At 66.2% G+C, this 12,022-nt stretch carries 16 protein-coding genes; 9 read left to right on the top strand and 7 right to left on the bottom strand.

The window, feature by feature from the left end; genetic code table 11:
* Positions 1–58: 58 nt before the first annotated feature.
* Entirely contained in the window at positions 59–583 is a 525-nt protein-coding gene (locus tag DSAT_RS04525) for a hypothetical protein (protein ID WP_020886413.1), read from the bottom strand.
* Between the two features lie 169 nt (positions 584–752).
* Here DSAT_RS04525 and tpx point away from each other — a divergent pair, with 169 nt between their 5' ends.
* On the top strand, positions 753–1,268 hold the full coding sequence (gene tpx / locus DSAT_RS04520) for a thiol peroxidase (RefSeq protein ID WP_020886412.1): 516 nt from the start codon (positions 753–755) through the stop codon (positions 1,266–1,268).
* A 51-nt stretch (positions 1,269–1,319) separates the two neighbouring features.
* Here tpx and DSAT_RS04515 read toward each other — a convergent pair whose 3' ends face one another.
* On the bottom strand, positions 1,320–3,218 hold the full coding sequence (locus DSAT_RS04515; protein ID WP_020886411.1) for a hybrid sensor histidine kinase/response regulator: 1,899 nt from the start codon (positions 3,216–3,218) through the stop codon (positions 1,320–1,322).
* Positions 3,219–3,318: 100 nt separating this feature from the next.
* Complete coding sequence (locus DSAT_RS04510) at positions 3,319–4,116, bottom strand: M48 family metallopeptidase (protein WP_020886410.1); 798 nt, start codon at positions 4,114–4,116, stop codon at positions 3,319–3,321.
* A 153-nt stretch (positions 4,117–4,269) separates the two neighbouring features.
* On the opposite strand from DSAT_RS04510, the gene DSAT_RS04505 reads away from it, so the two are divergent.
* Complete coding sequence (locus DSAT_RS04505) at positions 4,270–4,938, top strand: LexA family transcriptional regulator (protein WP_020886409.1); 669 nt, start codon at positions 4,270–4,272, stop codon at positions 4,936–4,938.
* Positions 4,939–5,018: 80 nt separating this feature from the next.
* Positions 5,019–6,329 carry an MFS transporter gene (locus DSAT_RS04500; RefSeq protein ID WP_020886408.1) on the top strand — a complete coding sequence of 437 codons (1,311 nt, stop codon included), beginning with the start codon at positions 5,019–5,021 and terminating at the stop codon, positions 6,327–6,329.
* Between the two features lie 39 nt (positions 6,330–6,368).
* On the opposite strand, the gene DSAT_RS04495 is transcribed toward DSAT_RS04500, so the two are convergent.
* From DSAT_RS04495 to DSAT_RS15820, 3 genes are all read right to left on the bottom strand, one after another.
* Entirely contained in the window at positions 6,369–7,349 is a 981-nt protein-coding gene (locus DSAT_RS04495; protein WP_020886407.1) for a lytic murein transglycosylase, read from the bottom strand.
* 100 nt (positions 7,350–7,449) lie between these two features.
* A complete protein-coding gene (locus DSAT_RS15825) occupies positions 7,450–7,557 on the bottom strand; it encodes a hypothetical protein (protein WP_268870150.1) in 108 nt (35 codons plus the stop codon).
* A 12-nt stretch (positions 7,558–7,569) separates the two neighbouring features.
* The gene (locus DSAT_RS15820; RefSeq protein ID WP_268870149.1) at positions 7,570–7,701 is read right to left on the bottom strand and encodes a hypothetical protein; all 132 of its coding nucleotides are present in this window, start codon (positions 7,699–7,701) and stop codon (positions 7,570–7,572) included.
* Between the two features lie 68 nt (positions 7,702–7,769).
* Here DSAT_RS15820 and DSAT_RS04490 point away from each other — a divergent pair, with 68 nt between their 5' ends.
* The 3 genes from DSAT_RS04490 (at position 7,770) to DSAT_RS04480 (ending at position 8,726) form a co-directional block, all read left to right on the top strand.
* Positions 7,770–7,994, top strand: coding sequence for a hypothetical protein (locus tag DSAT_RS04490; protein ID WP_020886406.1), 225 nt, complete (start codon positions 7,770–7,772; stop codon positions 7,992–7,994).
* A complete protein-coding gene (locus DSAT_RS04485) occupies positions 7,991–8,245 on the top strand; it encodes a hypothetical protein (protein WP_020886405.1) in 255 nt (84 codons plus the stop codon). The genes DSAT_RS04490 and DSAT_RS04485 overlap by 4 nt, the downstream gene beginning before the upstream one ends.
* 139 nt (positions 8,246–8,384) lie before the next feature.
* Positions 8,385–8,726 carry a YbjQ family protein gene (locus tag DSAT_RS04480; protein ID WP_020886404.1) on the top strand — a complete coding sequence of 114 codons (342 nt, stop codon included), beginning with the start codon at positions 8,385–8,387 and terminating at the stop codon, positions 8,724–8,726.
* Positions 8,727–8,933: 207 nt separating this feature from the next.
* Here the strand turns inward: DSAT_RS04480 and DSAT_RS04475 are convergent, their stop codons facing one another.
* Positions 8,934–9,233: a hypothetical protein gene (locus DSAT_RS04475; protein WP_020886403.1), complete on the bottom strand. Its 300-nt coding sequence runs from the start codon at positions 9,231–9,233 to the stop codon at positions 8,934–8,936.
* A 212-nt stretch (positions 9,234–9,445) separates the two neighbouring features.
* Here DSAT_RS04475 and hemW point away from each other — a divergent pair, with 212 nt between their 5' ends.
* The 3 genes from hemW (at position 9,446) to DSAT_RS04460 (ending at position 12,019) form a co-directional block, all read left to right on the top strand.
* Positions 9,446–10,585, top strand: coding sequence for a radical SAM family heme chaperone HemW (hemW, locus tag DSAT_RS04470; RefSeq protein ID WP_020886402.1), 1,140 nt, complete (start codon positions 9,446–9,448; stop codon positions 10,583–10,585).
* A gap of 38 nt (positions 10,586–10,623) precedes the next feature.
* Entirely contained in the window at positions 10,624–11,601 is a 978-nt protein-coding gene (locus tag DSAT_RS04465) for a magnesium transporter CorA family protein (RefSeq protein WP_020886401.1), read from the top strand.
* A gap of 103 nt (positions 11,602–11,704) precedes the next feature.
* Positions 11,705–12,019, top strand: coding sequence for a hypothetical protein (locus tag DSAT_RS04460; RefSeq protein ID WP_020886400.1), 315 nt, complete (start codon positions 11,705–11,707; stop codon positions 12,017–12,019).
* Positions 12,020–12,022: the final 3 nt, after the last annotated feature.

Raw genomic sequence — 12,022 nt, 5'->3', positions numbered from 1 at the left:
GCGCGGCGGCCTCCGACTTTTTGCGGAAACGCGGCGGACGGGAGCCTCGGGCGGCCCGCTAAGCCCCGTCGTCCTTGGGGAGCCTGTCCGTGCGGAAGCGGTTGCGGAACACAAGCAGGGCGATAAAGATGTAAGTCAGGTATCCGGTCGTGAGGAAATTGGTGATCAGGTCCAGATTCAGGTCGGCATGGTCGATGTTGACCTTGAAGATGGCCTGGAACGTGCCCACGAACATGATCAGGGTGGCGTTGCCCAGCCAGATGAAGTGGGTGGACACCGAACGGATGGTCTCGGCCTTGCGCTCCGGGGCCAGCCAGTGGTCGCGGCCGGGCAGGATTCTGAAGGCGCGCTCGGGCAGTTTGTGCAGGAGCAGGCCCACGCCCAGGAAGTAGGCTCCACCGCCGAGCAGAATGACGGTGTAGATGGCCCCCAGAAAAGCCTTGGCGATGACCAGTGATGGTTCGCCCGTGGCTGTCTGCTGCGTGATCACGCGAGCCGGGAGGTCGGGGAAGAAGGTCACGAACTGCCACAGGCCGACCAGGATGAGAAGGGCGCACACGCACGCCGCGATGGTTTTGTTCATCGCGGCTGTCTAGCCTTGGCGCGGCTCGGGGTCAACCACGGCGTGGCGCGGGACCGCGACGTGGCAGATGGATTTGGGTGCCCCCTGGGCGCTTCGCTTCTCGTCTCTTGCCTTGAACCCGAAAGTCTGGTCTATGGTGGAGCATGAAAACCCCCGGGAGGACGTTGACATGAACGAACGCGCAAACGCCGTGACCCTGCACGGCAACCCCCTGACGCTGCTCGGCGATCTCGTCGCCGCAGGCGACAAGGCTCCGGATTTCACGGTCGTGGACAATGAGTTGAAGGAAAAGCGGCTGGCCGACTACGCCGGAAAGGTGCTGATCATCGCCAGCGTGCCTTCACTGGACACCCCTGTCTGCGAGTTGGAGACCAAGCGTTTCAATAAGGAGGCCGGGAGTCTTTCGGACGACATCGTCATGCTTACCGTGAGCATGGACCTGCCATTCGCCCAGAAGCGCTGGTGCGGGGCTCAGGGCGTGGAGCGCCTCGTCACCCTCTCGGACCATCGCGAGGCCTCCTTCGGCCTCAACTGGGGCGTGCTCATCAAGGAGCTCAGGCTGCTTGCGCGGGCCGTCTTCGTGGTGGATCGCAAGGGCCGCGTGACCTACGTGCAGCTCGTGAAGGAAGTGACCCAGGAGCCGGACTACGCAGCCGCCATCGAAGCGGCGAAGGCCGCGGTCTAGGGCCCGTCTCTTCCTTGTCGGGCTGGTTTCGGGGCGTCCCGGCGGGTTTGGTCAGCCGCCGGGGCGCGATTCGATGGCCGCCAACGTGGCCGAGACGCCCGCTTCGAGCAGTCCGGCTTCGGCGGCCAGGAGCCGTGCGGGAGCCGAAGCACTCTGGACGACAAGCCGCTCGGCCAGATCCTGTACGAGTTCCGCTCCGATTCCGGCTGCTGCGTCCCGCACGTTTTTGGCCGCCTTGGCCGCGCTTTCGCGGTCAAGGGCCGCAACTGCCGCGTCGAGCGCCTCCATGGACGAGCGGACGTTGTTCGCGAAGGCCGCAAGCGCTCCGGGCGACATGCCGGACTCTCGCAGGAGCCGGATCTCGCGGGCGGTGGGCGGTTTGGCCTGCGCCCTCGTGCGTCTGGCTTCATCGTTTCGGGCCAGGTCCGAAACGGTAGCCAGAAGGCTTTTAGCGTCCAGGGGCTTGGTCAGATAGGCGTTGGCTCCGGCTGCGATGAAGCGTTCCCGGTCGCCCTTCATGACGTGTCCCGCGAGTGCGACCACCGGCACGTTCGGGTCGACCCCTGGGGCCTTGCTCGCGCGAATGAGACGGATGGCTGTCACGCCGTCCATGACCGGCATTTCAATGTCCATGAGCACCACGTCGATCGCGTCCGCGTACGTGGCCAGGAGCGTCAACGCCTCGCGGCCGTTTCCGGCCTCCAGGACATTGGCCCCGGCCTGCTGCAGCAGCGTCCGGGCCATGTGTCGGTTGGCGATGTTGTCCTCGACCAGGAGCACGCTCTTTTCGGCCAGCAGCGCGGCGTCTCCGTATGAATCCCTGATCGCGGGGCGCGCGTGGGTGCGGAACCTGGCGGTGAAGACGAAGGCGCTGCCCTTGCCAGGTTCGCTCTCCACCGTGATGCCTCCGCCGAAAAGTTCCAATATCCGGCAGGAGATAGCCAAACCCACGCCAGCTCCGCCATGGCGGCGGGTAAGGTAATTCTCGCACTGGGTAAAGCTTTGGAATATCTCCTGCGCCTTGGCCTTGGGGATACCCTGGCCCGTGTCGCGCACCGTGAAGCGCAACAGCGCTCCGGCGTTGCTCAGGTCCACGAGTTCGGCCCGCATCTCCACTCGCCCGCTGTCCGTGAACTTCACCCCGTTGCCTACTATATTGTAAAGCACCTGCCTGAGCTTGTCCGCATCGCCGAGGAGGTTGTCGGGCACATCCGGGGCCACGTCCCAGGAAAGCTCCAGCCGTTTGACCGCCGCCTGGCCGCGCAGGGCGCGCATGACACCGTCCACGCAGGCGCGCAACTCGAAGGGCTCCTCCTCCAATTCCACGCGGCCAGCCTCGATCTTGGAAAGGTCGAGCAGATCGTTGAGCAGGCCGAGCAGAGACTGGGCCGACTCCTTTATGATGGTCAGGAACTCGCGCTGCTCGGCGTCGAGGCGGGTATCCGCGAGCAGGTTGGTCATGCCGATGATGCCGTTCATGGGCGTCCTGATCTCGTGGCTCATGTTGGCCAGGAAGGCCGACTTGGCGCGGCTCGCGGATTCGGCCTGCTGCTTGGCTTCGCGCAGTTTGCGTTCGAGTTCGTGTTTGGTCAGGGCCACGGCAATGCTGGAGTGCAGTTCGCGCTCCTCGAAGGGCTTGACCAGAAATCCGAAAGGCTGCTCGGCCGTGGCGCGGGCCAGGGTCTCGTCGTCGGAGTAGGCGGTCAGGAAGATGATGGGGACATTGAACAACGCCTTGATGTGAGCCGCGGCTTCGATGCCGTCCATGCCCTCTCCGAGGCTGATGTCCATGAGCACCAGATCCGGCCGGGTTTCTCCGGCCAGGGACACGGCCTCCTCGCCGGAGGCGGCCGTGGCGGGCACTTCGTATCCAAGCCGCTCGAGCGTGCGGCGGATGTCCATGGCGATGATGCGCTCGTCGTCCACCACGAGGATGCGCGTTTTGTCCATGCGTCCCCCTATGGAAGCCGGAGCCGAAAGGGCTCCGGCGGCCATTTACCGTGGCGGCACAATGCCCCACGCGCGCGATGGTGTAAAGGGAGGGAAAACCCTACGAGGTGCGGGGGCGGTAGAATCCGCGCGCCCATGGGACAAGGGCTCGGATGTTCTCGATGCGGTCTTGGGTGGCCGGGTGGGTGGAGAGGAAGGTCGGCGGCCGCTTGGCGGCGTCCTCGTCGTCGGCCATGTTCTGCCAGAATTCCAGCGCCTTGGCGGGGTCGTATCCGGCTTCGGCCATGAGCCTGAGGCCCACATGGTCGGCCTCCTCCTCCTGGCGGCGGGAGAAGGGCAGGATCACGCCGACGTTGGCCGCGAGGCCGTAGGACTGCGCGAAGACCTGGCCCGCGCCCGAGCCTGCTGCGCCGCCGATGGCGATGGCCCCGATGGTGCCCACGCCCTGGGCTGCCATGGCCATGCTCATGCGCTCCGCGCCGTGGCGTAGCAACGCATGGGCCACCTCGTGGCCCATGACCGTGGCCAGTTCCGCATCGTCGGTGGCGTACTTGAGGATGCCAGTGTAGACGAAGACCTTGCCTCCCGGCAGAACGAAGGCGTTGGCCACGTCCTTGTCAATGACGAAGAATTCCCACTTGAAGTCCGGGCGCGAGGACACGGCCGCAATGCGCTCGCCGATGCGTCTGACCTGGGCGTTGATCGCGGGGTCCTGGCTCAGTTTCTCTTCCTTGAGGATTTCCCGCGCAGCCTGTTCGCCGAGCGCCAACTCCTCACTTTGGCTGACCATCATGATCTGCGTGCGGCCGGTGTAGGGCGTGGTGGCGCAGTAGGCCAGCAAAAGGGGCAGCACCAGGGCCGCAAGGATAAGAAAAAGGCGCGCGCGGAACGTCTTCATGATGTGCACTATAGCCACGCCCCGGCGCGAGGTAAAGACCCGGCGAGTCGTTTCGTGAACGAACGTATGTTTTTGCAGGACAGCCTTGTCCGCAAGGCCTTGACATGAGGCGGTTCCGAAAGCCACAGTGCGGCCCGAAACCGGGAGGGAGCGATGAAAGGCCTGTTTCTCGAAGACATCCTCGGCCGCATGATGCACGTCTCGGGCAGCCGCAACCAGGCCGAGCTTGCGAACGTGCTCGGCGTCAAGCGTGCCGCCGTGACCGACGCCAAGCGGCGCGGGGCCGTGCCCTCGGACTGGTACATGCGGCTGACGCGGCTTTACGGGGCCAATCCCGTGTGGCTGGAGACGGGGCTTGGCGAGGAGCGGCTTGGGCAGGCCGACGGGGGCCTTGGCGGTGAATGGGCGCTCGTTCCGGCCACGGGCTCGGAGCCGAAAATCGGACGCGACGGCAGGCTGCTCGCGTCGGAGGAGGCCGAAGGCCAGGCCTTTAAGCGCTCCTGGTTGGCCTCGCTTGGCGTGCGCGATTCCGACGACCTGTGCCTGATGCCCATGCTCGGCCCGGCCATGGCGCCGGGGCTCTTGCCTGGCGACGCGCTGCTCGTGGACCAGGGCAGGCGCGAGGCCTCGGCCGGTGCGGTCATGGTCTGCGCCGTGGACGGCGCGGCGCTCGTAAGGCGCATCGAGCGCCGCCCCGGAAAGATCCTGCTCGCGGCGAACGACCCGCACGTCGCGGCCATGGAGCTGCCCGCGTCCGCGCCCGTAACCGGCGCGCTGCGCCTCGTCGGCCGGGTGATCTGGGCGAGCCGCGTTTTGGCGTGACAGCCTCTACGGCGTGAAAATCCCGGAACGGGACGCGGTTTCGGCTTGATCGGGACGCGAAAGCCGGTACACTGGCCACGATGCCCCTGAAATCCACGCCAGACAAGGCCGCCGGGCCGCACGCCGACCCGAAGGTCGTGCGCGCCTGGTGCATGTACGACTGGGCCAACTCGGCCTACATCCTGACCGTGGCCACGGCCGTGCTGCCCGCCTGGTTCGCGGCCGGGATCGTGGGGCCCGAGGGCTACGACGTCTTCGGCACGAACGTCAGCGCCACCACCTTGTGGGGGCTGACCGTGGGCCTTTCCGCCCTGGCAGTGTTCATGTTCGCGCCGGTGCTCGGCGCGGCCGCCGACCTCACGGGCCGGGCGGGCTCGTTCCTGCGCCTCTTCTGCCTGCTCGGCGCGGCCTCGGCCTTCGGCCTCGGCTTCCAGGGGCCCGGCGACGTCGTGGCCGCCATGCTCCTCTTCGCCCTGGCCCAGGCCAGCTTCAACAGCGCCAACGTCTTCTACGACGCCTTCCTGCCGCGCATCGTGCCCGATTCGCAGACCGACACGGTCTCCGGCCGGGGCTACGCCTACGGGTACATCGGGGGCGGGCTGCACTTCCTGCTCTGCCTCGTTCTCATGGCCCTGCACGAGCGACTGGGACTCACCCAGGGCCAGGCCGCGCAGATATCCATCGCTACGGCCGCGCTGTGGTGGGCCGGGTTCTCCGTGCCCACGTTCCTGGCGCTTCGCGACGCGCCCACGGGCAACGGCAAGGGGATCGCGCACATCGTGCGCCACGGCGTGGACGAGGCCGTGGCCACGGCGCGCACGCTGTTGCATGGCGGCCCGGCCTCGGTCTTCCTGCTGGCCTATCTGCTCTATAACGACGGCATCCAGACGACCATCAGCATGGCCACCATCTATGGCGCGGAGGAACTCGGGCTGGCGACCACGGAGTTGATGATCACGCTGCTGGTCATCCAGGCCGTGGCTTTCGCCGGCTCGCTGCTTTTCGCGCGGCTGGCCGGGCGCATCGGCACCAAGGCGGCGATCATGGTCGCCCTGGCCGTGTGGACGGGGGTGGCGGGCTGCGCCTACGTCATCGAGACGGCCGTGCAGTTCTTCGTGCTCGGCGGCTTCGTGGGGCTGGTGCTCGGCGGTTCGCAGGCGCTTTCGCGCTCGCTCTACGCCAAGCTCGTGCCGCGCGAGGCTTCGGCCCGTTATTTCGGGTATTTCTCGGTGGTCACCAAGTTTTCGGCCGTGGGCGGCCCGCTGATCTTCGCGCTGATGCGCCACTGGACCGGCAGCTCGCGGCCCGCGGTGCTGGTCATTGCGGTCTTCTTCCTTCTGGGCATGGTGGTGCTTTCGCGCGTGCGCGTGCCGCCCGAAAGAGACGCCTGAGTCCGGGCCGTTTCTCCTCTTGACGAAAAGCGCCGGGCGTCAGCCCTGGCGGGCGGCCCTGGCCTTGGCCAGGTGCTGGGCGATGACGACCACGGTGCGCGCGTAGCGGCTGTCGCGGTTGTAATGCATGATCAGCCGCTCCTGGCGCTCCTCGGAGAGGCCCGGCCGCCAGCCGTGGAAGGCCAGGTAGTTGGCGATGGAGTGTAGTGCGTCGGCGGGCGAGAAGAGATCGACCGTGCCGTCGCCGTCGCCGTCCACCCCGAAGCGCACGGCGTTGGAGGGCATGAACTGGCAAAGGCCGATGGCTCCGTAGGGGGAACTGGGCACGTTCAGCGGATCGAGCCCCGAGGCCATGGCGAAGCTGATGAAGGCCAGCAGTTCCTCGTAGGCCCAGTTGGCCTTTTGGAGCGTGCGCCGGACCAGCCATTGGCGCAGGTCCGGGGTCAGGGAGTTCATGGGCAGATAGGCCTGCACGAGCAGGAAATCTTCGGCCAGGGCCATGGAGGCCAGGTTCACGAAGGCGTTGCCCTTGCCCAGATAGGAGCCCAGCCGCGTCTCCACGAGCATGATGGCCACCAGCACCTCTCGCTCCACGCCGCGCTCGTTCTCGGCCGCCTGCAGGACGTCGGTGTGGTCCTCCATGAAGCGTTGGGCGTTGGCCAAAAGCGCGGGCTGCATGTAACGCTCGTAGACCTTTGGGCGCGGCGGCGGGGCGGGCTTGGCGGGCTCGCGCGGGGCTTCTCCGGCCCGGGATGGCGGGGGCGGGGCAACAGGCTGGGGAGGCGGCTCGGCGGTTTTGATCCTGAGCAGGGAGATCATCTTACGGGCCATGACCCGCGGCTGAAACGAGACCTCGGACCGGGCGAAGAGCCGTTCCACGTAGTCGCCGGGCAGGCCGTCCTCGACCAGCCGTTCCATGAGCGGCCGCCAGACGTCTCCCTTTGTCGCGGAGAGCGGGCTCGCCACGGCGACAAGGGCGGCCAGGGCCGCGACGCATGGAAGAAGACGCATCAGACGCATGCCGAACCATTCCCCCCTGGTTGAGCCCGTTCGACCAGTAACTTTTACCAGGGCAGGCCATGGGCTGTAAACCGGCCGGGAAAGAGCCGCCGCGCTTGGGTCAGCAGCGGTCGGAGAAGATGGAGGCCATGCGGTCCTCCAGTTCGTCGTCCAGAAGGTGACTGTGGGTGCGAAGGGAATAGAGAGCGCCGCACGCCGTGCAGCGCAACGAGACCTCGCGTCAGCGGCGGCAGGGGATGAGGCGGCCGTCGCAGGCGGGACAGTGGCCGGGCCGCGCGGGCCGCTCGTTGTGGCCGGATTCTGGGCCGGAGTGGGGCGTGGAAGGGATGTTCGTCATGGCGTGCGCGGTCATGCCACAACCCCCGCCCGACCGCAAGCCGCATGGACTTGAATTCCCGGCCGGTTGAGGTACAAGTGGGCATGCGCCCGACAACGCCCGTCCACATTCCGGACGACGCCCCAGGGTTGGCCCCGAAGTTCGTGCCCATGCTGGAGATGCTCTTGCGCCATACGGAAAGGCTGCTCGAACACTTGCGCGCCTCCGAGAACGCCTCCTTCGCGCTGCGCAACGGCCCCATTACTTCGCGGACCATGAACGCCGAGGTTTTTTCCACCGTGGGCCGCATCGTGGACGACACGCTATGAGCGAAGAAGAGCGCCTGTTGCGGGAGATACTGGCCCTGCAGCGCGAGATGCGCGAGGAACTGCGCCAGATGCGGACCGAGCTTTTCCGGCACGGGGAAGGGAGCGGAGCGGCCGGGGCCGCGCGCCGCACGGAGCCTGGCAAGGCGCGCGGCGACGACCTCTCGGGCCTTGTGGAGATGATCACGGAGCGCAACCGCCGCGCCGACGGTTCGGTTCCTGCGGCGAAAGGGCGCAAAGGATCAGGCCGCTGAGGACGCGCCATCTGCTGCGCCGCGGCGAAAAGCTCAAGTTTTCGCGCAGGGCAAATGGCGCGTCGGCTTTGAACTTTTCGCCGCAACGCGGCAGATGGAGTTTTTCAACGGCCTGACAACAGCCTGAAAGGATGGCGATATGGTCTTTTTCGGCGGGAAGAAGCGGCCCGGGGACGAGGTGGACGAGCAGCGCTACGAGGCCGCGCGCAACGCCTATTTCAACGGCCGCGTCAAGATCGTGACCACCGAGCGCGTCGAGGGGCGCGAGATCAAGTGGGTTTTCGGCTTGGTGGCCTCGCGCTCGTTTTCGGCGGACACGGCCTTCTACGGGCTGGTCAACTCGGCCCTGGAGGCCGGGGCCGACGCCATCGTGGGCTACCGCGAGTCCGTGGCCTTCCACCCCGAGGGCGAGCGCCACTTCACCTGCTACGGCACGGCCGTGTTTCTCGAACCGCAGAAGAAGACCGGTCGCACCGTCTAGCAGGCCGCACACAAAAACACCATCTGCTTGGTGCCTTGAACTTTTCTTGTGTCTTGCATCCGGCACGTTTTGAGCCGTCCAGGACGGCACCGGGTTGTGCGCACACGAATCCCAGCCACTGGGAAGCATGCGCAGTTGGGCCGCTTCCCGCCCCTTTGCGCGGGCGTGCGCCTGGAGGCGGACGGAGCGGGAAGGGCCCCCGTGGGACTAAAGTTCGTCCAGCCAGCCCTCCACCCAGTTCTGCGCCGCCTCGATCATCTCGGGCATGGTCAGGCCGCGCGCGGGCATGTTGTCGGCATAGGCGTACAGTGCCAGATCGTTGTCCTCGGGCATGGCGTAGGCCCGCCACAAGGTGTAGAGCACGAATTCCTCGTGGTCTTCCCAGATCACGACTACGCCGCGCTCGGGGCGGCAGGCCAGTATGGGCCCCTTCAAGGCCAGTTCTTCGAGGGTAAAGCCAAAGAAGGCTCCGACACCGGCTGCTTGTTGCACATAGATGGTTTGCATGTCGCCCTCCCGTAGATTTCAGACCGTTAGGGTAGGGAAAGGTTCCGCGTATCTTTTTCCTTATTTCCCCTTTGGCACGAAAATAGGAGAGGTGCAAGCGATTTTCTTTTCCCTCTGGATGTTCTATTTTTGGCGGACCACTTGGGCATGGGCAAAGGCCCGGTCCAAGAGCGTCCTTGCCATCGCCGCCCACGCGGCTACAATGGCGGCTCATGCTGCTCTACCTGCACGTTCCCTTCTGCCGCGCCAAGTGCGCCTATTGCGCCTTCTACTCCAAGGTCCCCCAGGGGGATGACCTGGCGCTTTTCGAGCGGGCCGCGCTGGCCGAGATCGAGGCGCTGGGCAGGAGGCACGGGCGGCCGAGGCTCGACACCGTGTACGTGGGCGGCGGAACGCCCACGCTCATGCCCGTCTGGCTGTGGGAGCGGCTGGTGGCCGCGATCGGTCGGCATTTCGATCTGCCGCGCGGCATCGAGTTCACGACCGAGGCCAACCCCGACTCCGTGGACGTCTGGCTCTTGCAGGATTTGCGGGGTCTTGGGGTCAACAGGCTGTCGCTGGGCGTGCAGAGCCTTTCGGATGCGGACCTCGAACTTCTGGGCAGGCCGCACACCCGCGCCCAGGCGCTGGCCGCCGTGGAGGCTGCGCGCGCGGCGGGTTTCCGTAACCTGAGCCTGGATTTCATCTGGGGCCTGCCCGGCCAGCGTTTGGCCACCTGGCTCAGGCAGCTTCGCTTCGTGGCCGAGAACCTGCGGCCCGAGCATCTGTCCTGCTATTCCCTGACTCGGGAGCCCGGCACGCCCTTGGCCGCGCGTCTCGATGCCGAGGAACTCCCTCTACCCGACGAGGGCGAGCAGGCGCGTATGTTCGTCAACGGCACGTCCTTTCTGGAGTCCGCCGGCTTTTTGCATTACGAGATATCCAATTTCGCCCGCATGGGCTTCGTCTGTCGTCACAACATGGGCTATTGGGAGGGCAGGGACTACCTCGGCGTGGGCCCCTCGGCCGTGTCCACGGTGTCCGGCAGACGCTGGGAGAACCCGCGCGAGCTTTCGGCCTGGGCCAAGGCGGCCCTGGCCGGGACCACAGGCGGGAACGCTGAGCAGCTTTCCGAGCGGGAGAGGCTGCGTGAGACGATCATGCTTTCCTTGCGCACCGCGCGGGGTCTTTCGCTCAAGGCCTATGGTCGGGCCACGGGCAGGAGTTTCGTGCGCGAACACTCGCGGCTGTTGACGGGGCTTCGGCAGCACGGGCTCGTGCGCATCACCCGGGACTACGTGCGCCTGACCACGGGCGGCATGCTCGTCTCGAACCTGATATTGGAGCGATTGCTCGGGGATGCGGACGGCTAGCGGACCGCCCCAATGGATGGCCACGCGGGAGGCGCGCAATGATCACGATCCATGCTTTCAAGAACGGCAAATGGGAGGCACGGCAGGTGCGGGGTGAAACGGACCTGGCACTGCCCGAGGGAGCCGTGTGGCTCGATTTGGCCTCGCCCGGCGAGGACGAGAAGGCGTTCGTGGCCAGGGCCATCGGCGCGGACGTACCCACGCGAGAGGAGATGCAGGAGATCGAGGCATCGAGCCGACTCTACCAGGAGAACGGGGCGGTCTACATGACCGCGACCATCCTCTCGCGCCTGGAGCCCGACCATATCGACGCGGCCGCCATCACCTTCATCCTCGCCGGGCAGCGGCTCGTGACCCTGCGCTACACCGAGCCGAGACCCTTCGAGGTCTTTGCGGCCAGGCTGCGCAAGGGGATCGCGGGCGGAGAGACGAGCCCGGACCTGATGCTCGGACTGCTCGAAGCCATCGTGGACCGTCTGGCCGACATCGTTGAGGCCACGGGCAACGGAGCCAACGACATCTCGCACCGCATCTTCCGCCAGGGCAAAGGACCGGGCGGGCTGGACCTGCATCAGGCCATCACCGACATCGGCATCGAGGGCGACCACGTCACCAAGCTCCGCGAGTCGCTGGCCAGCATCAGCCGCATGGTCATGTTCCTCGGCCAGGCGGCCGGGCCGCACCTGCCCGCTCAGGACTTTCCCGAGCGGCTGCGCACCCTGGGTCGCGACACGGCCTCGCTCATAGACCACGTGGGCTTTCTCTCCAGCAAGATCACCTTCCTTCTGGACGCCTCGCTGGGGATGATCAACATCCAGCAGAACAACATCATCAAGATATTCTCGGTCGCGGCCGTGGTCTTCCTGCCGCCCACGCTCATCGCCAGCATCTACGGCATGAACTTCGCGCACATGCCCGAACTTGCGCATGAGTTCGGCTATCCGCTGGCGCTCGGGCTGATGGTGGTCTCGGCCGTGCTGCCCTACGTCTACTTCAAGAGCAAAAAGTGGCTGTGACGGTCCCGGCGTGTCAAGAACGGGTGACGATGCGCCGCGCGTCTTGCCATGGCGCGTGGCCCATTGTACACGATGGGGCGTGCCTGCCCTGAAGGAGGACGCCATGAGGCTTTTGAAAGTTTTCGCGCCGACCGTGCTAGCGGCCCTTTTGCTGTGGACCTCCGCGCCCGCGATGGCGGGCGGCTTCTGCCCGAGCTACGGCATGGGCTGCTACAAAACGCCCAAGGCCGACCCGAGCTTCTTCCTCCTGGAGATCGCGAGCAAGCCCGGAGACTACATGGGCTCCATCCGGCTCGTGGGCGGACAGTGCGGCCTTTTCTGGTGCGGCCCCTGCGACGAGGCCAAGCGCGGCATCGACTACGACGTCCTATGCAACGAGCGCTTCGTCGAATGCGAGGGCCGTTGCGAGGCCCGCTAGCGT

The sequence above is a fragment of the Alkalidesulfovibrio alkalitolerans DSM 16529 genome, from assembly GCF_000422245.1.
Taxonomy (GTDB): Bacteria; Desulfobacterota; Desulfovibrionia; order Desulfovibrionales; family Desulfovibrionaceae; genus Alkalidesulfovibrio; species Alkalidesulfovibrio alkalitolerans.
This window is presented reverse-complemented; position numbering and strand designations above follow the sequence as displayed.